The following is a 25565-nucleotide window of genomic DNA, read 5'->3' on the forward strand; positions in this document are numbered from 1 at the left end:
CTGTTTTCCTCCCTTGGCTTAAAAATTAAAATAAATAAATGGATTGCGTGAATTGGTTAATTGCATGGACAATGATATGACAAATAAAGCTGCCTGTACAAGATAAATGCTAAAACCAAAGGCGGTTGGCTTGTGTGAAGTTGGCTGCGGAATGAACCGATCAGGAATAAGCACGGTAATAATTCCTGCAAGAGTTAAAAGACTGGCAATTTTATAATAGGTGAGGTTTATTTCCATACCTTGGAAACTAAACATATGCCCAATATAGGCCATAGCCGAACTTAAATCATTCGATCTAAAAAATACCCAACCAATCAATACAATGATGATTGTGTAAAAGCGCATAACAAAAATTGGCAAACGATCGATTAAAGCTGCGATTGGCTTTAATCGTTCAAACACCAAAAACGCCCCATGCCATAAGCCCCAAATGACAAAGGTCATATTGGCCCCATGCCATAAGCCGCAAAGGAAGAATACAATAATCATGTTACGATAAGTACCCCATTCACCAGAACGGCTGCCGCCAAGGGGAATATAAACATAATCACGGAACCAACTTGAAAGTGATATATGCCAACGGCGCCAAAATTCTTTAATCGAGGCAGAGGAATAAGGGCGTTTAAAGTTTTCTTCAAAGCGGAAACCCATCATGGCTGCAAGACCAATTGCCATATCTGAATAGCCAGAAAAATCGAAATAAATCTGGATTGCATAGGCAATAATACCAATCCAAGCATCTAGCATGCCAATACCGCTAATAGAATTGGCAAAAGCTGCGTCAGCAAGGTGAGCCGCTGAATTGGCAATCAATATTTTTTTGTTAAGACCAACTAAAAAGCGATAGACACCAAAATTGAACAATTCACGGCTTGGGCCTCGTTGGTCTATATCATCTTGCACTTGCGCAAAGCGCACAATTGGTCCAGCGACGAGATGGGGAAACATGCAAAAATAGGTTAAAAAATCAAGGGCATTTCGTGCGGGCTTTATTTGTCCACGATAAATATCGATAACATAGCTTAAAGCATGAAAGGTAAAAAAGCTGATGCCAAGGGGCATAGCATAGTGAGAAACCGAAACATTAGGCAAAACTAATGACATTGCCCAAACAAAATATTTGTAATAAAAAAGAATACCTAGGTTAATAAAAACCAAGGTTAGAAGATGAAATTTTTTATGTTTGGAGTTTGCAATATTATTACCTCCAATATAATTTAAAATAGCAAGTCCAAGCAGTAAAAAAACATTATAAGCTTCGCCCCAGATATAAAACAGTAAGCTAGTAGCCAATAAAAAACTATTACGTAAATAAATATTCTTAAGCGAGCGCGCAAGCGTGTCTAAAAACAGCGCAAGGGGGAATAGCAAAAAAATAAATGAAAGAGATGAAAAAACCATAAGCTCGCCATTAAATAAATCGTTATGTCGCGATATCATGATCTTATATAAAGATCAATTAAAACACGGTCCTTTAATTCACGTTTCATCTTGTGGGGAGAGCGCTATTTTGTTTGGTAAAATAATTGCCTTTGTCTATAATTTCATGCATAAAAGTAGCAACAAAACCGTAAATCGTGTTAATCCCACAAAAAAAGGGAATGAATTATGAAAAAAATACTGGTTGCTGCAGTGGCGGCTTTATCCTTTGCATTGCCAAGCCTAACGAGTTTATCGGCAAGCGCCGCTGATAAGGTACAAGTTGATATTACTCAAATTGTTGCTCACCCAGCCCTTGATGCTGTGCGCAAAGGCGTTGAAGATTATCTTGAACAGCAAGGCTATAAAAAGGGCGAAAATTTAACCATTAACTTCCAATCGGCACAGGGTAATATTCCAACCGCGACGCAAATTGCCCGTCAGTTTGTAGGTGAAGAACCCAATGTGATTGTCGCCATTGCGACCCCATCAGCACAAACCATGGCAGCAACCACCAAAGAAATTCCAATTGTATTTTCTGCCGTATCTGATCCAGTGGAAGCAAAATTGGTTGCTAGCCTTGACAAGCCCGGCGCTAATGTAACAGGCGTTTCTGATCGCTCACCAGTTGATGAGCATATCAAGCTATTGAAAGAAATCTTTCCAGATTTAAAAAATATTGGCTATCTTTACAATGCCGGTGAAGCTAATTCTGTTTCTAATTTGAAATTGTTAGAAGAAGTAGCAAAGGCTAATAATATTAATGTCATCCCATCATCTGCATCAAAAGCATCAGATGTGCAAGCTGCAACCCGTTCACTGCTTGGCAAGGTTGACGTTATTTATGTACCAACTGATAATATGATCATTTCAGTTCTTGAAGGGGTATCTGTGGTTGCTCTTGAAAGTCAAACACCACTATTTACAGCCGATGCAAGTTCGATTGGACGCGGACCATTTGCTGCACAAGGTATTAATTATTATGATGCTGGGCTTGAAACTGGTAAGTTGGTTGAGCGTATCTTAAAAGGTGAAAAGCCAGCTGATATTGCGGTTACGACGCCGCCCGCCAAAGATATTTCAATTGATTTAAAAGCCGCTGAAAAATTAGGTGTAACTGTTCCGCAGGCTGTTATTGATCGCGCTGCCAAAGTTATTCGTTAATTGCTTTAAAGGGAAGTGCACTGCACTTCCCTTTTTGCTTTAATCAACTGCAAAGGGCAGTGCTTAAACCCCGCACTACTCTTAAAATCGGGCCCAATAACTGAAAATGCATAATAATATATTTATCAGTGGTTTTGATAATTAGTTTCAAAAGCAAGGTTTAAAATGCTTAAACTTTATAAAACTTTGTCTATTTCTCTATTGTTGATTTTTAGTTTTTTTGGCTATGCCCAATCATCTTTTGGGCAAAATTTTGATGCAGCGCAAAACGAATATTTAAAAACTACCTATGGTTATGAAATTGCTGCATTGAACCAGTTTTATCAAAAAAGAGATGAGATATTTCTAAATTGCAAGAAAAACAATGATCATTGTATAGAAATGGCAGTGCTTAATTTTTATATGAATATTGAGGAAAAAAGAGACATATTCTTATTATCAACACAGGCTTATTTTAAAACAACCAGAGATACGAAACTGAGCGATTTTGCTGTTAGCTTTAATTTTCTATGTCAAAATAATAATGGCGCACGAGAAAAAAGCTTAGAAATCGTCATTGGAAACGAAATATTCAATTATTCAATAGGGGAGGGGTTTGAATTCATCATAAACAACCAACATTTTAAGTTTTTTAAAAATCAAAATAAATTTGTTAATGAAAATAATGATGATATCAATAAAATATTGACGGCTTTTTCTGCCAAAAAAGATGCTTCCTTGCAAATAATATCTAGAAATACTTATCAGGGGTTACTCATAGCTGATAAACTTAATTTTCCATATGATATTGTTCAAAAAACTTGCGTTTATTGAGTGATGTTAAGTTTTTACAATAAATGACGATTTATTCCATGTAAGCATTTTCATCGCTATCTTGCGCCTTGGCTTGCATGGTGCAAGATAATAGAACCGAGCATATTAAAAACTTAAAAAAGTGTTTTTCATACATAAAGACAAATCCAAAAGTAGAATTTCATCTTGCTAGACTTTTTACTTAATAATTGTCATTTTGATGGCAATAAGTTCCAAGATTATTTTTAAAACTTTGAGCAATCCTTGGCGAATATAATGCAGAGCACAAAAATTATAGAGCGCATTACTGCCCTCAACTTGGTTAATATATGAAAAACTAATTTACGTCGACATCAATATCTTTAAACTGTGGGTAAAGTGTTTTTAATAATTCTAATTGCTCGTGACCTTTAGCATTAACGAAATAGCGCTTACTATCAATCATAAGGGCGACGGTGGGAAGCTCGGATTTTTTATTGCCATCACGCATTTCGACCTCGCTGGACATGGGAATGATCGCATATTTTTCACCATTGCTCAGTTGCCGATAATCAACGTCATTAGGATTAAATTGAAGCTTTACGGACATAATATTTTTATAACTTTCAGTATTCATATTGATTAATATTTCCTTGATCGCATCAATATCAATATCAAGTTCGTTGGCCATTTGCTCATATATTGCAGGCGGGGTTAAACTAATTAATTTTTTAAAATCTTTTGATTGAAAATTGCTTATGAGGTTTGATATTTCTTTTTGCAATTGGGCTTTTTCACTTTCATTCCAATCGCTACCAGTTGCTTGTTGAGCATAGGTTGGTAAAGTAAAAAGAAAGATAAATACCAATATAGAAAATATTTTTTCCACAATTACTCCAACATATCATCAAATATAAATAATATTTATCAAATTAATATCATATTATACGGTAAACTCCATTATTTAAATTAAATATTTTTGCATTTGATATTAAAATTTAAATTTACCATATTAATATAAACGTTTTAGGGTTGGTGATAGAAGCAAGCACCGACCCTAAATTAAAAAATTTAACTTAATGTCATTTTTAAAAGCTGCTTGTTAAGCCTTATCAGCTTTTTTGGGAATGTTTACACCATTAATAGATATCTAGCTTAAATACCTGTTTGTGCGACGAGACGGGGACTTGAACTATAATATTGAGCAAATAATTGCTTCAAATTTTCGATCTTTGGTAAATCATTATAAACGATATAGGGTTGGGTTGGATTATTGGTTAAATAATCTTGATGATAGGCTTCTGCAGGATAAAAAGACTTGTCCATTTCAATTTTGGTAACAATAGCACTTTTATAAACACGGGCGGCGTTAAGCTGCCCGATATAGGCCTTAGCGATTTTTGCTTGTTCTGCAGTTTGCGGAAAAATAGCCGATCTATATTGTGTGCCACGATCTGGCCCTTGTCGGTTGAGTAGGGTTGGGTCATGGGCAACCGAAAAATAGATTTGCAAAATTTCACCATAGCTGATTTGTGCAGGGTCAAATGTAACTTTAACCGCTTCAGCGTGGCCAGTTGTGCCACTCGTCACAGCACCATAATGAGCTGTTTCGCTAGCGCCGCCCGCATAGCCGGAAACTGCGCTTATCACACCTTTAGTATGTTGGAAAACGCCTTGTACGCCCCAAAAACAACCACCCGCCAACACGATGACTTGCGGCGCTTTGGCTTGGCTTTGGTCAAGCTTTGGCGGTGGAATAGCAATGCCTTCTTGGGCACTTACCGGCATGAATGTTGCAAAGCCAATCAAGCCTAGCAATGAAGTCATAAGCACTAAAAAAGCTTTTATCTTTAATGTCATGTTTGCCTCCGTCAGCATATTTTTAAAAAAGTGTGAAGCGGTTTTACTCATCCAAAATATGCTTTTAAAACCTATATTTTAGATAAACTTTGTGCATTATTTTGTTGTAAATATGCAGCAAATTGTAAGTTTACCGCATATTTACGCAGGGGTTTTTATTAGCCAAAGGTAAAGGCATAGGCCTCAACGCCCGGTTGCATAAATTCAATTTCAAAGAGATGATCTTCATCACCTGCGCCTTCTTTTTGGCGGATAAGTTGATAAAGTCTTTGTTCTTTGACAACGCCTTCGCCATTTTCATTAACATCGCTACCACGGGCGTTTTCTGGCGCTTTACCATCAATTTTTACTTTAAAGGCAATGGTTTTACCTTGTTCTTTAGGACCAAGCACAAGGTGTAAATCACGGGCATGGAACCGAAAAACAATGCTGCCTTTTTCACTGTTTAAAGTGGCATTTTCTTTGCCAATCGTCCAATTGCCGTTTAAGCCCCATTCATTAAGGCGTGGATCGCCATCGCTATAATCTTTAGGCGCATTTTCGACCATGCCATCAGGGGAAACAAAATTTTCCGCTCGCTCAAAACCAATATAGGTTTCGGGCGAAAGTACATTGGCTAGGTCAGGTGCGGCTTCTTCGCCTGTTGCCTTTACATCAACAACATTTTTGTCAATATTTGTGTGTCCAGCTTCAGCTAATAGGCTTTGAATAACGCGCTCGGATTGCTCATAATCGCCTTCACCAAAATGATGGTGGCGAATTTGCCCCTTAGCATCAATGAAATAATGGGCAGGCCAATATTGATTTTTATAAGCACGCCAAATGGCATAGCGATTATCAACCGCCACCGGATAAGTGACATTTAATTTTTGCGCAGCGTTTTTGATGTTATTGACATCACGCTCAAAAGCAAATTCAGGGGAGTGAACGCCAATAACAACTAAACCCTGATCCTTATATTTTTCTGCCCAAGCACGAATATAGGGAATGGTTCGCAAGCAATTAATGCAAGAATAGGTCCAAAAATCCACCAATACCACTTTGCCTTTAAGGTTAGCAAGGTCAAGCGGCGGTGAATTTAGCCACTCGGTAGCGCCGGTAAAATCGGGGGCTGCGCCTTCAATCGGTAATTGCGGCGTGGCACTTTGCTCACGATTGCCACTCATCATCATGGAATTATTGCCGGCCATCATTGCCGGATTTGCCGCCATCATGGCATTGCTTGCACCATCATTATTGGGCGCATTATTATCGAAGGTTTTATTACCGCTGGCAAAACGCGACATCAAATTTTGCTCAATCGCATTGGTGCTAGCGGTTGATATTTGGGTCAAATAGCCCGTATCAAGGCCGCTAGCAATCGCCCCCACCGCCAATAATACTACAATGCCAAGGACGCGCCGCGCCCAATCGGTAACGCCAAATGAACGCTTTAATAAGTTAACCAAACGGCCACCCACTAATAAAATAACTGCAAGCGATGTGATGGCCCCTAAAGCATAGGCAAGCAGCAAAATAGACGTATTGGCATTGGGGCCATTAATCGCCGCACCAGTAAGGATAAGCCCAAGTATAGGGCCCGCACAAGGCGCCCATAAAAGCCCCGTTGCCACACCCAAAAGCGCGGAGCACCAGATATTACCCTTTTTTGCATTATTGTCGACATCATTGGAAAGACGGTTGCCAAGTGCCACAAAGGGCGCGGCTAATTTAGTTGCAAGGCTTGGAAAAAGCAGCGTTATCGCAAAAAGGGCTAATAGGATAAGTGCAAATAAACGCCCATATTGATTGGCTGCAACCACCCAGCCACCCGCAACGGCCGCGAGTGACGCAACAATTGCAAAGCTTATTGCCATACCAAGCAACATGGGCAAGCCAGAGCGCATGAAAGGCTGACCGGTGCGCGTAAATACGAAGGGCAAAACCGGCAATATGCATGGGCTGATGACGGTTAAAACGCCGCCAAGATAGGCAATTACAAATATCAGCATATTTATCTCAATTCTATAAGTTAAAACAGTTATGATTGCATCCCTGTTTATGTCGCGTGTAGGCTTTCAACAAAATTGCAAAACCAATCGCGTATTAATTAGATCATATTGCTTTAAAGGTCATAGCATCGCCATTCATACAATAGCGCAAACCGGTTGGCTTTGGCCCATCATTAAAAACATGGCCTAAATGGCCACCACATTGCGCGCAATGTACTTCAACGCGCACCATGCCATAAGATGTGTCTTGTGTTTCACCAACCGCATTTTTAAGTGGCGCCCAAAAGCTTGGCCAACCTGTACCACTGTCAAATTTGGTGCTTGACGCAAAAAGATCACTTGCACATCCCGCGCAAGCAAAAGTGCCACGGCGGTGCTCGTCATTTAATGGGTTAGAATAAGGACGCTCAGTGCCATGTTGACGTAAAACTTGATATTGGCGATCATTAAGACGTTTTTTCCACTCATCTTCACTCATTGACACGGGGAAGGCGGCGGCACCTTGTGATGCCGCATTGGCCGAACGATTTACTTGCCACGCAAGACCAAGTGCCCCTGCACCAATAGCCCCGCTTAATAAAAAACCACGTCGGTTGATCATAGACTTTTCCTTTTAATAGGGCTTTTCCTAAATGTTTAGGATTGCCTACAATTAATTTGGCTGTTTCATATGATAGTAAGACTATTGGCGCGCGGTTTTATTCCCCATTAAAAAAATTTAATGGTCATTGGCGTTATTTTGGCAATTGATGGTATTTTAAAAATAAAAAGTGAGCTTTAATAAATATTTTGGATACAAATAGACCCGCAGAAACAATTTTTTAAAATTTGAAGCGGAGAATTTTAGATATTATTTGTTTATCGCTGAAGCGAGAAGCGAAGGGTGAGGGTAGCTTTTTGATGAAATTACCAACATAATTTGTGATCGAGTTTAATTTTAAATACTGGTTTGAGGCTCACTTTATAGAAAGCGGATCCATTATAATGCGGCATGTTTTAAAAGATACCCTTAAAATTTTAAATAAAATCCCGATTTGACAATTTCAGATCGGGATTTTTTATTTTTTTAAAAGCTATCCATTAATCTTCTTTTTTAAGGACAAAACGTCCATCCTTATCAAGATATTTAATTGCCAAATAGCAAATAGTAAGCCAAGCAAGCCAGATAAGGCCGACCCAAAGCGCAGCCCTAGTACTTTCCACTACGCCTAATAAAACAATGATAAATACCATGAATAAGATGGCGACAACTGGACCAATTGGCCAGAAAGGAATTGGATATTTAAGCGCAGCAGCTTCTTCCTTGGTCATTTTCATACGCATGAAGAATTGTGATAAAAGGATCATTAGCCAGACAAAAACCGTTGCAAAAGTTGCCATAGCCGCAATTAAAAAGAACAAATCATCATGGAAGAAATAATTAAGAACAACACCGGCAATTAACACAATAAACATCACGCTAATTGCTAATACTGGCACACCATTTGGTGCAACATGGCGCAAATGCTTCAGCGCATGGCCTTCTTCGGCAAGGCCATGCATCATACGACCTGCTCCATAAAGATCGCTATTAATCGCTGAAATTGCAGCAGTTACCACAACAATATTCAATATATTAGCTGCATAGCTTACGCCTAGGCTTTCAAAAATTAATGTAAATGGACTGCCGCCTAAACCAATTTGATCCCAAGGATAAATTGACATTAATACGGCCAAAGTCATAACGTAGAAAAGCAAAATGCGAAATGGAATGGCATTAATAGCTTTTGGAATATTTTTATCAGCATCTTGTGCTTCTGCTGCGGTAAGGCCAATAATTTCAATACCACCAAAAGCAAAAACCACAACGCTAAATGCTGCTAAAAAGCCAAACCAACCGTTTGGAAACCAACCGCCATGAGACCAAAGATTATGAATACCTGTTGGTTGTCCACTTGTGGTTGAAAACCCAAAAAGAATAATTGCAATACCACCAATAATCATTGCAACAATAGCTGCAACTTTAATAAATGAAAGCCAAAACTCTAGCTCACCAAATAATTTAACTGAGGTAAGATTTAAACCGCAAATAATCAAAGTGACGCCAAGTGTCCAAAGCCAAGGTGACACATCAGGGTACCAAAAAGCCATATAGGTAGCAAAAGCGGTAATATCAGCAAGGCATACAAGCGCCATTTCAAAAATATAGGTCCAACCAGTAACAAAGCCTGCCCAAGGGGAAATATAATTGGCTGCATAGCGGCCAAAAGAACCAGGTTGCGGTTTGCGCATAACCATTTCGCCAAGGGCGCGCATAACCATAAAAGCAATAAGACCTGAAATAATATAAGCAAATAAAACACTAGGGCCGGCAAGGTTAATGGCTTTAGCCGATCCGTAAAACAACCCCGTACCAATTGCCGAGCCTAGGGCAATGAAAAGTATGTGGCGCCGTGACAGGCCTTTTTTTAAACCATGATCGCTCATCTCGTCCTCCTCCTTGATAAATCAATAAACATGAATGGGAAATGAGCCGTGTGACTCAAGACTTCCGCATATCTTGCCGCCTTTGCCCTTAGCTTTTTAATCAAATTTGTTTAAAACGCTAGTGCGCTTGTGTATTTATCCGTTGACGGTTTGACGCAGTCTTTAAACCCTAGTCATTATTGATACAAGATCAACAAAATAATGAAACAATCCCTCAATCAAGTTGAACATGTCTTATAACAAGGATTACAGTTTGTTACGCCTTATCAAGATATATATTCAGTCTCCCTTGCGTTTAATGTATATACATAATTAAAAAGGCGCAAGTTTTTTACGATTTCGTTTTAAAATAAATTTAAAAGCAATAATGCGCGCTTCAAAAATTGTGGCAAAAATGAGAATAATTTTTTAAAATCAATGATTAATCATAGCTTGCCTAATGTGGAAAACTTAAAAAGGCCGATAGCGTCATGCTATAGACCTTTTAAATATTGCTAAAAATAAGGGTAGATTAAATATTTTGGCGAATTTGTCGGCGCACCTCATTAGCCAAGGGGTGCAATATTTGCGGATTTAATTCACTAACCACGCTATAACCAAGCCCTGCATCAGCCCACATGAAACCATGAATATTATCCATGCTAACTGCCTCCATATTGCTAACTTTTTCGCGCGGCATTGGCCGGGTTAAAATGGCTAAGCGATTACCATTTTTATTGCTATACATAAATAAAACCGCAGCGCCTTGCACAGTTGGCACCATTTGTCCGCCAATAAAATCATAACCAGTGCCAGTTAAATCGGGAATATTAAAAGGATGGCCGGTTGTATTGCTAACAAGGCTGATAAGCTCTTGCTTTTGTGCTGCATTTATAGTGCCAAAAGTGGTTTTTTCGGGGGCAAAAATATTATAGCTCACGGCGGCCATGCGGCTTAAATTTGGAAGATCACTTTTATTGGCCATCTCCATACCACGCATGGTCCAACCAGAAAGAGAGCCTATAGCAATAAAAAATATTGCCGCCGCAATTTTAGACCAATATCCGCTCCAATCGGGTAATTTCCACCAAGTGGATTTTATTTTTTTTACGCCTTTATGATTATACTTTGCTCTTTCTCCAATAAGCGTGCGCAAATTAAGAGCGCATGGGATTGGCTCATCAATAATTGGGGCAAGGGCTTGGCGCAGCACTGCCGCTTCTTGGCGAAAATGGGCAATATTATCAGCCATGTCGCTGTGTTTTGCCAAATAATCAGTAACTTCGGCTTGCCGCACGCCATCAAGGCGGTTGTCAATAAAGGCTTGCAGATCATCTTCAGTGATTGGAGTTGTGGGGCGATCTGTCATTTTATTCTCCGCAAATGGCTGTTCGCATCATCTTTTATGCTGTTTTGAAGAGTGCTTTTGGGAGCGGTTAATATTTTATGCAATTGAATGCGCGCCCGTGATAAGCGCGACATTACCGTGCCAAGTGGAATTTGCTGCATTTGCGCCACTTCACTATAAGAAAATCCTTCAACCGCCACTAATAATAAAAGTGTTTTATGTTCAGCGGTTAGTTGGTCAATCGCTGCCATGACATCCTTATAATAAAGATCATTTTCTTGGGCTGCCGCATAACTTGCACTATTTGCTTCATCTAATTTGATAAGATGGGGCTGGTTTTGCACGCGCTGTAACCGCGTGATGGCAAGATTATGCAAAATAGTAAATAGCCAAGCGCGTGCACTTTTATCACTTTGGCGTTGGTGCCAGCGGTCTATTGCGCGTTCAAGACAATCTTGCACCAAATCATCTGCGCTTTCCTTATTACGCATTAAAGCGCGGGCATATCGGCGCATCGCAGGAATATGCGGTTCGATTATGCCTATCATGTCTTCATTCATTACTGCAGCCTTACTATCATGCCCCAACGATGATCATCATATCGAAAGCATTGATTTAATTAGCCTCGTTAAAGGGTTAGACATTTTTTTGGTAATTTTATTCCCTAAGGCGGTATTTTTTGTAAATTATTGTTGTATTGAAAATGTGGAATGTATTTTTTAAATAGCCTATATATAGTATTAAATATCCTAAATATTTGTATTGAATGATATATTTTGTAATAAAATTACCATGATCGATATTTTATTAAAAATCTAGCTATTGTTTGATGTTAAAACTAAAATTTACGTGGTTTTTTATAATAGCATAGGCATTACAGCGCGTAAAAATGAAGCTGCGAAATGTTATAAATTAGCCGCTGATTAGGGCTATATAGCTACGCAAAATACTTCACAGTTTTCAAGGCGTGGATGCTTGATGGCATTGATTATTTAATTCTGCTTTGCATCTATGCGCTTTGTCTTTTGCCTTGTCGCGCTTTTGCCGGCGCGTATTGTCAATCGCTAGTTCATTTTGATAGTACCATTGGTTTCGTTAATAAATAGGCGTAAAAAATTCATGTGTCTTACATTTTTTATTTCATGTTAAGGCAAATTGGCAAATAAGGATATTATAAATGTATAAAAAAACCTGATAACCCTTGGCCAATATATTTAAGTGATGAGCGTTATTGCTATATTAATTCACCAGATGGTAAAACTAAACAATGGATTATTTTTTATGCTCGATCTTGTACTCATGATGATATTGAATGGAAGATTAAAAATGATATATTTGAACATTCGGATTTGCAATTTCAAATAGAAAAAATTGGTCGCCCATTACGAGATGACCTTTATTGGATATATACAGTGATGGCTTTTGTGGTGTGGAATAAAGACTATGATGACTATGATGACTATGACGTTATGATTGACGAAGCACCAGAAACAGAACCATTTTTCGTAAGAGACTATTTTGATGATTATCATGAAATGTTGGATTTCAAAAAAAACATATAAGCTTGAATTAGAGGATTTTGGTTTTCATGGTAATAAAAACTTTCCACGTGATGCACATTTTAGAGATTCATACCATGTTAATTACATATGATAATATTGTATAATGAAAGTCGTTGTATTTAGGCTTGGTTAATTCTAACTTGAACGATTGAGGGAAATCTATCCGAGCCACAAAAAAGGTTCAAATCTGCAATCGACAAAAATTCTACGATTAAAAAAGTTCCATAAGATATCTTATGTGATTTTTTTATTGTAAAATGACACGATTATTCAATCTCATAATTATAGATTGCGAATGGGTAAAATTGGACGAAGGCAATAGCGCCCCTGAAGCCCAATAATTGTTAAACGCTGATTAATGCCAGTAATTAGGTCGAGCAGATGTAGGATAATATTTTTGTTTTCAGTATAGAAAACAAATTCCAAAATCGTTTCGCTATCGCAATTATTGGTTACTTGACAAAGGCTTTGTTCACCATAATAAATAGATGACAGACAATCTAACACCGCATTGCCGTTATTACCAAAGCCACTAAAAAAGCCAAAGGCGTTATTAAGTGCTGTATAAAGCTTTTGCGCTGTATCGACATCGCGTAAATCAAGCTCAATAACAAGGTTTTGCGCGCTCATTTCTTTAACTTTGCACTTTGTTTGATTGCACCATTCATCGCATAGACAATATCACCCATGTCCCGCTCTACCCTTGCCGGCGCACCAATAAGCCCTATTGCACCGCGCGAAAAATGTTGTATTTTTTCACGCATTTTCACAAAAAAGCGGTCGGTAATAATAAATAAATTATCATCAATCATTAAAAAATCACACTTAAAATCAACAAATATTAACACATCGCCAAGATCAAAGCAGTGCCATTTTTCTTCATCAATAGTTTCAATAAAATATTTTTCTAAGCAATAAAAATTATCCCAAGGTCGCCCGATGAAGCCAAATGGAAATATTGGCGTAACATGTTGACCAATAAGCTTAGAAAAATTGAAGGGCATTTACGCGGTCCTTGCAAATATAAGGGAATAATTGGTCAATCAATGACCGATTTATGCCCCATAAATTGATTCAGCATCGAAAGCTGTACTGCTATTTAGTTTTAATATAGCCTCAATAAAATCGGTTGGCGGTAAATAATCATGGCAATCAACCAAATGATGAATGGTACCATAGGTGAAGTAAAAGCACCTATCATCTTTGGCTGATGGAATGATTATTTCCAAATGGTTAAGTAACATATCGTTAAAATAGTAAAGCTCGATCCATGGTGGATCAACAAGGCGTGGACAACACGGGCAATAATAATACCCGCGTATCCTACCGCTAATAATATTAACATTGGCAATTTTTCCTTGTATAAGCATCGCCAATTTTTCTTTAAATTCTTGCGATGTTTTACCTTGAGTAAAAGGCATGGTTTTATCAAAACGTCCAATATTAAGTAATTTGATATTTTCTTCTAGCGGAAACTCATAAGGGGTTAAATCCGCATAGTTCATCAAAACCGCTCCATTTCATTTTGGTTTTTTAAATTTTATTCGCTTTCATCAGTTACTCGATGTCCGTTTTGATCTTTTTGATCAATAAGTTTTTTTTGTAAAGTCAAAATCTGTTTAATAAATTGGTCATCCTCTTTGAAACCGTTGATTATTGAAACTTATAAATTAGTATATTAAAAAAATACAATTTTAAGAATGCTTTTTGATTTTCTCAAAAAGCAGAAAACTAGCTATTTGTTATCTAACCTAGTTCTCTCAAGACCGTCGGAAATACCTTCAAATTCAATCTCCTTCGTATTATATTTTCCCTTTAGAGATCCTTTTAAAAAACTATAAAAATCTCCAAACAATGTTAAGTGATCTTTTCCATCACCACAGACATAAGCTGAAACGAATCTATATATATTGGCATTCCCATCAACAAACATATCGGCTTCTGGAATCGCAAAACCTATTGGTGTCATTTGGAATAAACCATTATTTTTAAACCGATTAGAGTCATCCTCATCATATTCATTTGTCTTATAAAAATCAATCATGTATGTGGGTGTAGCAAAATTTCTCGAATTTTTTCCCATCTCTACGCCTGTAAAATTTTTTAATATTGGCAACGCGTAGGGACTAATGTCAATATAGTTTGCTGCCATATCTTTGATTATATCTTCAGCACAAATTTTTCTATCCGGATCCCAACCAAATTTTACAAGTTGATCTATTTCTTCAGCATTTAAGTCTAACTTTATATCATATATTTCAATAATTTTAGGCATATTCAATCACTCCTTTTTTCTTATAAAAACATTAAGGCGTTCTGTAGCCTTAACACAAAATGGACACCCAACCCCCGGTGTCCACACACCTCTACGAAGAAAGCCGCCACCAATATGACCCCCAGCCGATGGGATCCCTGCATTTTGGGCTTGCTGCATAATTTTAGCCTCGTAACAGGCCTTGTCGCAAATACTATTAGTAATCTGCGTAAACTAAAAAATATGAAAACTTGAGGCTATGCCTGCCTATTTTAAGGAGCCATAGATGCTAGCAAGATTAAAGAATAAATTATTTTATCGTGCAAGGAATGATTTCAAAGGTTGCCACTTTGATGCAATGATCATTATCCAGGCTATCAATTGGTATCTGCGTTATTGTTTAAGCTATGGAGATATTGAAGAGCTATTATTGGAACGCGGTATCAAGGTTGATCATAGTGCAATCAACCGTTGCTAATTGATAATGCGTTCAAACGTTGTTTAGCAGCATCAAATTGACCAGTACGGCGCTCAAGCTCAAGCGCAATTAGATTGGCATTAACCCATGGCGCATTTTCAAATAATTGAGCAGTGCTTTGGTTTTGTGCAAGCTCATCAATATATTTATTATACTCAGCAAGTGCTTCCTTCTGATACGGCACGGTTGGAGATTGCCAAGTAGCTTGCAGTAAAGTCGTTGCAATGTCGCCTGTTGGTTCTTTAAGCACTCTTTGCAATTGTGCAGCTCTATAATAGGTTGGTGTATCGATTATTTTTTTATATTCGGCACTTTCAACATAAGGCGTTAAAATTTTTAATTCTTCTTCAGTGAAATCGTCTTTAAAGATTACGAATTGATTATCGGGACAAACAGCGAGCGTCCAAGGCGCTGGAATTGGACCAATCGGCTTAAAATCTAGCATTTGCCCAAAAGATGTGCCACTGCCGTCCATTCGCGTGGAAAATTTTTCCCCTCCAATAGGGCAAACAAATTCTTGCATAAAGACTGTGCGGGCATGAACACCGGTTATACTCATTAATGAAATTAAAATTAGAGTTATTGCTTTCATCTTCATGGAAGTAATCCCTTTGTTTGTTCATTTTAATTAATCTAATTTAATCTTATATTTTATAGTCCTGGTTATACTGCCATTTTAAATAAACCCATTGTGGAAATATTATATACTTGGCTCACTATCTTTATTTATAATTTAAATACGTCAAAATTATTGTATAAATATGTGTCTAAAACTAACGGCTTTGATAATTCAATGCGAATATTGATTATTCCATGGCAGATAAGTTTTGATAAGCGGCTAAATTGGCAATATCATAGCAAAAGCGCTTCTATTTTGCCCCTGCCCCCAAATTTTGATTGATTATATTTCAAAAACTTGCACAAAATTAAAGCATTTTTTCCAAATATGACAAAAATATTGGCAAAAAGAGCACTGGCACCCTATTATATAAGTTTGGGGAACTTTTAAAAGCGAATGAAGTGAGATGACAAAACACTCAAATGAAACCAGACATCAGCAGATCCTGAATGATATTAGCGACAAGATATTGACGGGAAAATGGAGCCCTGGCTTTCAACTACCTTTTGAGGTTGATATGGCTGAACATTATGGTGTTTCGCGTATGACTGTCAATAAGGTGATGATGCAGTTAGTGGCTGCAGGTATGATTGAACGGCGGCGCAAAAAGGGTAGCTTTGTTCGTATGCCGCAAAGTCATGCTGCTGTTTTACCGATTAATGAGATTTCAATGGAGATTGAAAGCCTTAATCTTAGCTATAGCTTTAAAATCATCTCTGACACTATTCGCCAAGCTGATGCACATGATAGATTGCATCTTGATATCGGCAGTGAAAGCTTGGTGCGCGACATTAGCTGTTTGCATTTTGGTAATCATCACCCTTTTTGTTTGGAACGGCGTTTAATCAACCTTACAAGCGTTCCTGAAGCCAAAGACGCCGATTTTTCAACCATAGCGCCAGGTAATTGGTTGGTAGACCAAGTGCCGTGGAGCAGCGCCCATAATGAAATTAAAGCGTGCAATATCAATGCTGCAACCGCTAAAATCCTCAATATTGGCGAACATAGCGCTTGTCTTTGCGTTGAGCGTTTTACCAAAAATAATATTGGTGTTGTCACCTTTGTGGAGTTAACCTATCCGGGTGATCGCCATAGTATTATTGCAGAATTTACACCCAATGCAAACTAGCAGCAAATATTAACATCTGCGAAAGGCGGCAATATTTTATAGGTTTTTATCAAGGCAGCAAACTACTTGGCCTTTTCGCAAAGTTTAAATTTGACGCATTTAGACCTTAAACGCCGTGTTTATCAATTGCTCGATAGAGTTATTTCCCCAAATCTAACCCTTTAATCTTGATATCGCGCCAATAACAGCTACTTAATATCCCTATGGCTTAAACCATATTGAGATACTTGGCTGTCACTTGAATAATGATCCTTGCGTCGAAGTGCCTAACTCGTAAAATTGGCTTTAAAAGCATTCCTTGAGCAATTACTTTTTAATTGTTTAAATAATTTATTTTTTAATCTTTTGAGCCACTACAGCTTCCTATAATAGGCAAACCCAAGGGGTAGATAAGTCTCAAGGTTTTATATTTTTTACATTAACGCAATTTACAAATAATATTTGCTACAAGGCCTGAATATTTCAATCTGCTTTTGTTTCAAAAAAAGTTAGTTCTTCTAAGGTCCAATATTTTTCTTTATCAGGGATTAAATCATAAAATTCTTCATATAAACCTGTCCATGTTTCTGGGACATAGTTTTCAAAAGAAACCATATCACGATAATAAGAATATAAATATTTTTGATCAAAATCGATCAACAAAGAGGGTAAAAAAGAATAAAAATCATTTAAACTATTAATTTCTTTTTCTATTTTTTTTAATTTCAATTTTGTCTTATCATCAATTATATAACTTGAAGCACATTTTAAGAACACATTTAAATTATCTTCATTTAATATTTTAATTCCAAATCGAAACGAGAAATCAGTTATGATATGTTTATCATCTGCATTGCGGTTCCAAATGCTATAGTCCATATACCAAAAGTCTTTAGGCCCATGCATTAATATATATGAGTTTTTGTATTTTAGATAAACAAGAATTTCATTACCGCAATTTATATCATCCATAAAATTCATTCAAAATCTCCTATTTGCTTCTAATTTTAGCAAAGCCCTTTCGGGGGCTTTATTTTAAAAAACGTTATTTGATGTTGAAGAATTCAATGTTTAATAAACACTGACAAGCTTTTTATGTGCGAGGGTGAAGAATTTCATAAATCAGATATATAAATGATATCATCAAAAGCGATGATTTAGTAAAATTTGATAAAAGTGATTTTATTATTAGTTATGCGGCTAAATATTTTAAGCTTAATTTTGCAATATTTAGCTATCAAACCAATTGCTGGGTTAATTATTTAGCGCTTACTCATATTACCAATGAAAGAATTTGTAATATTCCGTGATTCTTTAAAAAACTAAATGTAGTCGCCACTCATCAATGGCGTGAATTGATGTATAAAGAGAATTTATGACCCGTAAATTTAAAAAAATTTGGCAAAAGTAAGGCAAGCTGCCTTATTTCAGGATTTCTATCATTTTTTAGTCATATTTTATTCGAATTTTGCTTTGCAAGTTGCCAAAGTTCCTCTAGTTTGCCAAAAAATGATTAACGAAACAAATGGAACTTTAAATGACAGCACCCACGCGTTCAGAAGTGATGAACAAGCGCGTTCTTGCCGCAAGTCTTATCGGCAGCGCCATCGAATGGTTTGACTATTTCCTTTATGCCACTATGGCAGCTTTGGTTTTCAACAAACTCTTCTTTCCAGAGTTTGACCCAATTGTCGGGCAAATGCTCGCTTATCTTACCTTTTCGCTAACCTTCTTTGTCCGGCCGCTTGGCGGTTTCATCTTCTCCCATATTGGTGATAAGATTGGCCGTAAAAAGACCCTCGTTCTCACTCTATCGCTTATGGGTATTTCAACCTTTGGTATCGGTATTTTGCCAACCTATGACCAAATAGGCGTTTGGGCGGCTGTATTGCTCATTGTTCTACGTCTTATTCAAGGCCTAGGCATTTCAGGGGAATGGGGCGGCGCATTATTGCTTGCTTTTGAGTATGCTCCTTCAAATCGTAAAGGTCTTTTTGGTTCAGTGCCTCAGCTTGGCGTGCCGCTCGGTCTCGTGCTTGCAACGGGTGCTTTGTCTTTGGTTAGCCTTTTGCCACAAGAACAATTTATGAGCTGGGGCTGGCGTCTTCCTTTCATTGGTAGTATTTTGCTGGTTTTTGTTGGACTTTGGATCCGTAAGGGTGTTGATGAAACACCTGCTTTCCGTGAAACCCAAAAGGCTGGTAAAATTGCCTCTGTGCCGATTGTTGATACATTCCGTGACCATTGGCGCGAAGTGTTAATCGCGACTGGTGCAAAAGTAGTTGAGACCGCACCATTTTATCTTTTCACCACCTTTATCATCAGCTATGCAACCAACCAATTAAATATTGAAAAGTTTTACGCAATTAATTCGGTGACTGTTGCATCTATTGTAACAATCCTCTTTATCCCTCTTATGGGGCTAATGTCAGATATATTTGGTCGTAAAAAAGTATTTCTTTTTGGCTGTGTTCTTATGGCAGCCTTTGCATTCCCATATTTTATGATCCTTGATACACGCACAATTACCGGTGTTTTTGCCGCAACAATTATTGGTGCAGGTATCGTATGGGCGCCGCTTACTGCAACCCTTGGTACTTTAATGTCTGAAATATTCTCAGCACGGGTGCGCTATACAGGTATTACTCTTGGCTACCAAATTGGTGCCGCCTTTGCTGGTGGTACAGCACCCTTTATTGCAACCATGTTGCTTTATAAATTTAATGGTGCATGGTTTGCCGTTGCCTTCTATATCATTTTCTGTGCAATAATCTCATTTGTATCAGTGATGTTTGCTCGTCCAATTAAAGACCCCCATCACACTGAAATTAAAGAAATAATTAAATAGCAACTAATCAAAAAGCCCCTTTTATTTAACGTAAAAGGGGCTTTTTTATATTGAAATTTTGGTTGATTAATGATTACAACGGTTCTGCCCTGCCCGTTTAAAGTATCAATTAAGGAAATTGTCCTCCCAATTTTATATTATGAATATTAGCAAGAGCTTGATTCCATATAGCTCTTAATGCATGATTTTCAAAAATGTGCTTGAAAACCAATCAAATTTTAGCCAATACCCTATAAAAATGCGCTTAAACATTGACATTTTTCGATAAATGTTGAAATCCGTTTGAATTGATATAAACAAGGACGCTATTGAGAATACAAGTAATGCTTAAAACAATATATATCGAGAAGAACAGAAAGGTTGGACCATGAGCATGTTTGCCTTTACGGGCGCCGTAGAGATGGGCTTCATACTAGCCTTTGTTGGTATTGGTGTTTACTTGTCTTTTAGGGTTCTAGATTTTCCAGATCTTACCGTAGATGGTAGCTTTGTGCTTGGTGGTGCGGTTTATGTTGCATTGGTTGTCGCTGGGTTTAACCCTTGGCTTGCTATGGTAGCGGCTTTTGCTGCCGGAAGTCTAGCAGGACTTGTAACAGCATTGCTTAATTTGCAATTTGATATTTTGAATCTTCTTGCTTCCATTTTGGTTATGACAGCCCTTTATTCGATAAATTTGCATGTTATGGGAGGCGGCAATTTACAAGTTGGTAATGCGCCTTCAATTTTTACGCCATTTGAAGGACTATTTGGCCTAAAACCATTTTATATGCGTATTATTGTCATTGGCATATTAGTTTTCATTACGGCTTTGATTTTTTGGCGGTTTCTTGCAAGTGAAACCGGGCTTGCTATTCGCGCAACCGGTATTAACAAAAAAATGGCGAGTGCCCAGGGCATTAATACCTCGTTTCAGGTCTATCTCGGTCTTGCTTTATCAAATGGCTTAGTGGCAATTGGTGGCGCTCTTTTTGCGCAAGTTAATCACGGTATGGATATTACCGGCGGTATAGGAACCATTGTTTTTGGTCTTGCAGCGGTCATTATTGGTGAAGCATTATTTCAAACCCGCAATCTTCTTGTTATTTTAATATCCTGTATTATTGGTTCAGTGCTTTATCGTATTGCTGTCTTTTTAGCTTTGGGCGGTATTTTGGGCGTAGACCCATCAAAAGATATGCAATTGGTCACCGCAACCATTGTGGCTCTCTTTCTTATTGTGCCTAAATATTTGGGAGCAAAAAAAATATGATTAAGCTTTCTCATATTGATGTTGTCTTTAAGAAAAACACTCCACTTGAAAAACGCGCCCTCATTGATATTAATCTTGAAATAGAGCGCGGCAGTTTTGTCACTGTTATTGGCTCCAATGGTGCGGGTAAATCCACTATGCTTGGAGTTTTGGCAGGCGATATTTTGCCAACCAATGGCAAAGTAATGATTAATGATAGTGATGTTACAAAAAAGCCAACGGCAAAACGTGCTAACCAAATTGCTCGTGTTTTCCAAGATCCGCTAGCTGGTAGCTGTGGCTCGCTTACTATTGAAGAGAATTTAGCACTTGCGGCAAAACGTGGTGAAAAACGCGGGTTAAAATCGGCAATTGGTAAAGAGCGTCATAAAGAATTTCGTGATCGCATTGCAGCCCTTGGTCTTGGACTTGAAGACCGTATTCAAAATCGCATGGATATGCTTTCTGGTGGACAACGCCAAGCAGTATCGTTGATTATGGCAACCTTGGCAAAAGCCGATATATTATTGCTTGATGAGCATACTGCCGCGCTTGACCCAGGCATGGCAGAATTTGTGATGAAACTTACCGACCGTATTGTGAGCGAAAATAAGTTGACCACCTTAATGGTGACCCACTCTATGCGCCAAGCACTTGATTATGGCAACCGTACTTTAATGTTGCATGGTGGTAAAATTATTCTTGACGTTGCCCATGAAGAACGCCAAGGCTTAGATGTACCCGATTTGCTAGATATGTTTGCCAAAGTACGTGGTGAAGCACTTGACGATGATAAGTTGCTGATGGACTAAACAAAAGCCGCAATAATATAGCGGCTTTTTTATTTTTATCGGCGCGAAATACTAATTAAGGCAGCAACTGCAGCAAAGCCAGCCGCGATAAACATAATATTTGCAATATTATCTACACCTGAAATTGCTAGAAACAATGCAACCGATGCAGCACCAAGCGATTGGCCAAGCAAACGCGCCGTACCAAGCATACCGCTTGCTGCCCCGCTTCGCGGCTTTGGTGCTGATGTAATGATGAGACGGTTATTAGGTGCTTGAAATAGGCCAAAACCAATGCCGCAAATAGCTAACCGCCAACAAATATCAATGATACTTGGCTCGGTTGGCAAAAAACCTATCAGCAACAAACCAATGGCTAAAACAACAAGACCAATAAACCCTAAAATGGCAGGCGAATATTGATCCGATAATTTGCCAGAAATTGGCGCAATGATTGCAAGGGCAATAGGCCAAGGCATCATCAAAAAACCCACTTCAATCGGTTTATAGCCATAAACCACCTGTAATAAAAATGGCAGTGATAAAAGTGCCATCATCTGCGCCAAAAACGACATGATCGAGGTGCAAAGCGAAAGGCTAAACACTGGAATGGCCAATAAATCCAAAGGTAAAAGTGGGTCACTTTTTTGCCGCGACCTACGAATAAGCCAAATAGCTGCCGTAATGATAATTATGACTTGCATCAATAAAAGCGGCACCGACATATGAGAACCGGCATTATCGATAGTGATAATTGTAAGACCAAGAACAATGGCGGTTAAAACAGCACTTAAATAGTCAAATTTTCGCGGCGATAGCGCATTAAACGGCAAAGTTTTTACACCCATGGCAATGGTTAAAATGCCAAGCGGTACATTGATGAAAAATAGCCAAGGCCAGCTTAAATATTGTAAAACTACGCCCGCAAGACTTGGACCAATAGTGGAAGAAAGCGCGACGACAAACGCGTTTAAACCAATGGCAGTACCAAATTTTGCTTGCGGCACACAAAATCTTAAAAGCGCAGTATTAACACTCATCAATCCAGCAGCTCCAAAGCCTTGAATAATGCGTGAAAGAGTAAGCATTTCAAGCGAACGCGAAAAAACACAAGCGATAGATGCAAGCGTAAACACGGCAACGCCTATAAGGTAAATACGCCGATAGCCGTAAATTTCGCCCAAGGCCGCAAACGGCAAAATGGTGATAACAATGGCAAGCTGATACCCATTAACAATCCAGATGGAGGCAGCAGGCCCAGCGGCAAAATCGCTGGCAATGGTTGGCAAAGCAACATTGGCAATAGTACCATCAAGTACGGCAAGCATGAGGCCAATCATCAGCGTTGCCCATGCCCAATAAATTTGCGGTGCGGGTAAACCATCTTGCGTCTGGCAATGCGATTTATCAAGGGTAGAAATTTGCGGCTTGGCCATAGGGTTCTCCCAAAATATCAAGGCATTTTAGTAAAGGGTGGATTTGCTTTTATTTGCACTCAGCTTTTAACCTTATAAAGATGGAAAGCCAGTTTAAAGTCAAGCGATTGCCAAAACACAAAGATTTTATAGGTAAAACAGCAGGCTATATTTAAAAATCCCCACCCAGAATATTTTAAAGCGTTTTTTAAAAAGTGTGAAGCGGTTTTCGGACAAAAAACGCGGTGTAAACAATGGATTAGAGCGCTAATCTGATCCAATCAGATCCAAATGCGCTCTAATATTTTAAAATGCGTTTGTTATGTTTGAAAGCTAACTATGAAAAAAATAACACCTATCTGCTGCAAATAAGGCTATGCGTAAATGCTAATTACCTATTTGTATTTTCTCAGGACTTTTCATATTAATTTTCCATGTCTTATCATTATTTGTGCGGCATAGAACAAAATCACCGACTAACATCGCGTCTTCAAATGGATTGGAAGTATTACAAAATAAAAACCATTTTAAAACATCATCTTCGCAAAGGACAATAAATCCGCTTGATCCGTGCCCATCACCCTGCCCCACATAAAGCCTATATCGTTCTGCTTCAATAATTTTTAATGGCGTGACAGACGCAAAAAGACAATCATTTAAATATATCGGATTATATTTCTTGGTTATCGTAATTTTATCATCAACCAAGTCAAATTCGATCACGCTATTATCGTGTTGGTAAATACAATCATAGTTAAGCAATTGATTGGTTGAAATAAAAAAATCAAGATTAATAATATTCATCAATAAGCGAACCATTGTTTACAATGGCTTTAGCATAATCAATTGGATTAACAATACAAGCCTTTGCTTTAATCTTTACAAGCACTTATATTTATGAGAACATAGAGTGAATGATATTTAACTAGCTAATGGGAGGGGGAATATATGCGGCTAGATCAACCAATTGATGTGATGGGCAAATTCTGCGTGTTAAAACAAGGCGAAGAAGATAGAGACACTGACCGCCTCACTATTGTCTTTGATGATTAAAAACAGGACTGAGACTGGTTAGCATCGAAAAAAGGTAAAAAATGAGTCATAACATCATTAAAAACTATTGTGGTGATTGCTGCAATAAGACTAATCATAGTATTTTGTTCGCGAAAGAGGACTTGCATAAAGGCGAATATCGATACGCGGAATCTTATGAAATAGTACAATGCTTAGGGTGTGATAAAAAATCCTTTCGGAAAGTGTTTTACGATATCGAGGCAGAGTACCTAACATTTGATGATGATTGGCAGATACCAGAAGATGTAACTATTTATCCCAAGGCTATTGAGGGTCATAAGAAAATAGATAGTTTATCGGAATTGCCAGATGTCGTAAGAATTATTTATTCCGAAGTAATTAACGCGTTGCAAGAAAATTCAAAAATTCTTGCTGGATTAGGGTTAAGAGCAACTGTTGAGGCAGTTTGCAACGATTTAAAGATATTGGGAAGGAACCTTGAACAAAGAATTAACAAATTAGCATCCAATGGATACATTTCAAAAACTGACGCAGAACGACTACATGGGATTAGATTTATGGGAAATGATGCAGCTCATGAGATCAAAACACCTAAAGATGCAACACTGTCTGTTGCGCTTCAAATAATCGAACATTTAATAGCTTCTGTGTATATTCTTGATAAAAAAGCAAACGGAAATATTGAAACAACAGTTTCCAAATATGAACTTTTCGAGGAATTACTTATTAAAGAGCTCCAAAAATTCAAAGGCGGCGATGAGTATCCTATTGCAAAATTTTTGAGCGAAAAGCTGCGCAGGGTTAAAGAAAATATTGAGACGTTAGAACAAGAACTAATCTCTAAAATCCAAAGCGGTCAGTTTACAAAGTTGTCAATAGGTAAAGTGGATACGTATCAAGGATCAAAAAAGCAATTACATCATTTTATCGTCCAATAGATTGATAATTCGATAATTATTAGCGCGATGTTAAACTTCCTTGATTGTAACTTAAAGTGATCTTAGAAGAGGTTCAAAAGGAATAATCTCCCTTTATCAGATCCATAGGATGATAATTTAAGTCCTGTCGAATTTATCATTCGTAATCTGCGTTAACATGAAATAAAAAAGCTTAAGACTATGCTGCCTATTTTATAGAGCATAAATGGCAGCAATATCAAAAAAATCGTTGCCACTTGAAACTACAATACACGATCATGGTATCGTAACAACAGCGCATGTGAAATCTGG

The 25565-nt window shown here is 37.9% G+C and carries 24 protein-coding genes and 1 pseudogene; 9 read left to right on the plus strand and 16 right to left on the minus strand.

Going from position 1 to position 25565, the window contains the following annotated elements; genetic code table 11:
• Window positions 1-18: 18 nt before the first annotated feature.
• Window positions 19-1401 (minus strand): MBOAT family O-acyltransferase, encoded by a 1383-nt coding sequence (locus N6B01_RS14015; protein ID WP_262080859.1) that lies wholly within the window; start codon window positions 1399-1401, stop codon window positions 19-21.
• A gap of 207 nt (window positions 1402-1608) precedes the next feature.
• On the opposite strand from N6B01_RS14015, the gene N6B01_RS14020 reads away from it, so the two are divergent.
• Both N6B01_RS14020 and N6B01_RS14025 read left to right on the plus strand, forming a co-directional pair.
• Entirely contained in the window at window positions 1609-2583 is a 975-nt protein-coding gene (locus N6B01_RS14020; protein ID WP_262080861.1) for an ABC transporter substrate-binding protein, read from the plus strand.
• Window positions 2584-2748: 165 nt separating this feature from the next.
• Window positions 2749-3396 (plus strand): hypothetical protein, encoded by a 648-nt coding sequence (locus tag N6B01_RS14025; protein WP_262080863.1) that lies wholly within the window; start codon window positions 2749-2751, stop codon window positions 3394-3396.
• Between the two features lie 316 nt (window positions 3397-3712).
• On the opposite strand, the gene N6B01_RS14030 is transcribed toward N6B01_RS14025, so the two are convergent.
• From N6B01_RS14030 to N6B01_RS14060, 7 genes are all read right to left on the minus strand, one after another.
• Window positions 3713-4243: a hypothetical protein gene (locus N6B01_RS14030; RefSeq protein WP_262080865.1), complete on the minus strand. Its 531-nt coding sequence runs from the start codon at window positions 4241-4243 to the stop codon at window positions 3713-3715.
• 266 nt (window positions 4244-4509) lie between these two features.
• Window positions 4510-5214 (minus strand): peptide-methionine (S)-S-oxide reductase MsrA, encoded by a 705-nt coding sequence (gene msrA / locus N6B01_RS14035; protein ID WP_410007272.1) that lies wholly within the window; start codon window positions 5212-5214, stop codon window positions 4510-4512.
• 158 nt (window positions 5215-5372) lie between these two features.
• The gene (locus N6B01_RS14040; RefSeq protein ID WP_262080867.1) at window positions 5373-7205 is read right to left on the minus strand and encodes a cytochrome c biogenesis protein DipZ; all 1833 of its coding nucleotides are present in this window, start codon (window positions 7203-7205) and stop codon (window positions 5373-5375) included.
• A gap of 103 nt (window positions 7206-7308) precedes the next feature.
• A complete protein-coding gene (gene msrB / locus N6B01_RS14045) occupies window positions 7309-7806 on the minus strand; it encodes a peptide-methionine (R)-S-oxide reductase MsrB (RefSeq protein WP_262080868.1) in 498 nt (165 codons plus the stop codon).
• Between the two features lie 479 nt (window positions 7807-8285).
• A complete protein-coding gene (locus N6B01_RS14050; RefSeq protein WP_262080869.1) occupies window positions 8286-9671 on the minus strand; it encodes an amino acid permease in 1386 nt (461 codons plus the stop codon).
• A gap of 511 nt (window positions 9672-10182) precedes the next feature.
• A complete protein-coding gene (locus N6B01_RS14055) occupies window positions 10183-11019 on the minus strand; it encodes an anti-sigma factor family protein (RefSeq protein WP_262080870.1) in 837 nt (278 codons plus the stop codon).
• Window positions 11016-11558 carry an RNA polymerase sigma factor gene (locus tag N6B01_RS14060; RefSeq protein ID WP_262080872.1) on the minus strand — a complete coding sequence of 181 codons (543 nt, stop codon included), beginning with the start codon at window positions 11556-11558 and terminating at the stop codon, window positions 11016-11018. The genes N6B01_RS14055 and N6B01_RS14060 overlap by 4 nt, the downstream gene beginning before the upstream one ends.
• Window positions 11559-12410: 852 nt before the next feature.
• Here N6B01_RS14060 and N6B01_RS14065 point away from each other — a divergent pair.
• On the plus strand, window positions 12411-12560 hold the full coding sequence (locus N6B01_RS14065) for a hypothetical protein (protein WP_262080873.1): 150 nt from the start codon (window positions 12411-12413) through the stop codon (window positions 12558-12560).
• A 282-nt stretch (window positions 12561-12842) separates the two neighbouring features.
• On the opposite strand, the gene N6B01_RS14070 is transcribed toward N6B01_RS14065, so the two are convergent.
• The 4 genes from N6B01_RS14070 to N6B01_RS14085 all read right to left on the minus strand — a co-directional run bounded on the left by N6B01_RS14070 (window position 12843) and on the right by N6B01_RS14085 (window position 14835).
• Window positions 12843-13190, minus strand: coding sequence for a barstar family protein (locus N6B01_RS14070; protein ID WP_182419933.1), 348 nt, complete (start codon window positions 13188-13190; stop codon window positions 12843-12845).
• The gene (locus N6B01_RS14075) at window positions 13187-13564 is read right to left on the minus strand and encodes a hypothetical protein (protein WP_262080876.1); all 378 of its coding nucleotides are present in this window, start codon (window positions 13562-13564) and stop codon (window positions 13187-13189) included. Before N6B01_RS14075 ends, N6B01_RS14070 begins: the two co-directional genes overlap by 4 nt.
• Window positions 13565-13615: 51 nt before the next feature.
• Entirely contained in the window at window positions 13616-14065 is a 450-nt protein-coding gene (locus N6B01_RS14080; protein WP_262080878.1) for a DUF7919 family protein, read from the minus strand.
• 230 nt (window positions 14066-14295) lie between these two features.
• Complete coding sequence (locus tag N6B01_RS14085; RefSeq protein WP_262080880.1) at window positions 14296-14835, minus strand: SUKH-3 domain-containing protein; 540 nt, start codon at window positions 14833-14835, stop codon at window positions 14296-14298.
• Window positions 14836-15100: 265 nt separating this feature from the next.
• On the opposite strand from N6B01_RS14085, the pseudogene N6B01_RS14090 reads away from it, so the two are divergent.
• Window positions 15101-15286 (plus strand): annotated as a pseudogene (locus N6B01_RS14090) (IS6 family transposase); the annotation flags it as partial.
• Here the strand turns inward: N6B01_RS14090 and N6B01_RS14095 are convergent.
• Window positions 15279-15890: a hypothetical protein gene (locus N6B01_RS14095; protein WP_262080881.1), complete on the minus strand. Its 612-nt coding sequence runs from the start codon at window positions 15888-15890 to the stop codon at window positions 15279-15281. The pseudogene N6B01_RS14090 and the gene N6B01_RS14095 overlap by 8 nt on opposite strands.
• 427 nt (window positions 15891-16317) lie before the next feature.
• On the opposite strand from N6B01_RS14095, the gene N6B01_RS14100 reads away from it, so the two are divergent.
• Entirely contained in the window at window positions 16318-17040 is a 723-nt protein-coding gene (locus N6B01_RS14100) for a histidine utilization transcriptional repressor HutC (RefSeq protein WP_262080882.1), read from the plus strand.
• 462 nt (window positions 17041-17502) lie between these two features.
• Here the strand turns inward: N6B01_RS14100 and N6B01_RS14105 are convergent, their stop codons facing one another.
• Complete coding sequence (locus N6B01_RS14105; protein ID WP_262080884.1) at window positions 17503-18000, minus strand: hypothetical protein; 498 nt, start codon at window positions 17998-18000, stop codon at window positions 17503-17505.
• A gap of 556 nt (window positions 18001-18556) precedes the next feature.
• Between N6B01_RS14105 and N6B01_RS14110 the strand changes: the two genes are divergently transcribed.
• The 3 genes from N6B01_RS14110 to N6B01_RS14120 all read left to right on the plus strand — a co-directional run bounded on the left by N6B01_RS14110 (window position 18557) and on the right by N6B01_RS14120 (window position 21907).
• Window positions 18557-19867, plus strand: a complete 1311-nt coding sequence (locus tag N6B01_RS14110; protein WP_262080885.1) for an MFS transporter — start codon at window positions 18557-18559, stop codon at window positions 19865-19867.
• A 367-nt stretch (window positions 19868-20234) separates the two neighbouring features.
• Window positions 20235-21116: an ABC transporter permease gene (locus N6B01_RS14115; protein WP_182419940.1), complete on the plus strand. Its 882-nt coding sequence runs from the start codon at window positions 20235-20237 to the stop codon at window positions 21114-21116.
• Complete coding sequence (locus N6B01_RS14120; RefSeq protein WP_182419941.1) at window positions 21113-21907, plus strand: ABC transporter ATP-binding protein; 795 nt, start codon at window positions 21113-21115, stop codon at window positions 21905-21907. Before N6B01_RS14115 ends, N6B01_RS14120 begins: the two co-directional genes overlap by 4 nt.
• 35 nt (window positions 21908-21942) lie before the next feature.
• Here N6B01_RS14120 and N6B01_RS14125 read toward each other — a convergent pair whose 3' ends face one another.
• On the minus strand, window positions 21943-23322 hold the full coding sequence (locus N6B01_RS14125) for an MFS transporter (protein WP_262080888.1): 1380 nt from the start codon (window positions 23320-23322) through the stop codon (window positions 21943-21945).
• A gap of 366 nt (window positions 23323-23688) precedes the next feature.
• Window positions 23689-24105 (minus strand): hypothetical protein, encoded by a 417-nt coding sequence (locus N6B01_RS14130; RefSeq protein ID WP_262080889.1) that lies wholly within the window; start codon window positions 24103-24105, stop codon window positions 23689-23691.
• A gap of 290 nt (window positions 24106-24395) precedes the next feature.
• Here N6B01_RS14130 and N6B01_RS14135 point away from each other — a divergent pair, with 290 nt between their 5' ends.
• Window positions 24396-25274 (plus strand): DUF4145 domain-containing protein, encoded by an 879-nt coding sequence (locus N6B01_RS14135; RefSeq protein ID WP_262080891.1) that lies wholly within the window; start codon window positions 24396-24398, stop codon window positions 25272-25274.
• Window positions 25275-25565 lie beyond the last annotated feature (291 nt).

This window comes from Bartonella sp. HY406, assembly GCF_025449315.1.
Lineage (GTDB): Bacteria > Pseudomonadota > Alphaproteobacteria > Rhizobiales > Rhizobiaceae > HY038.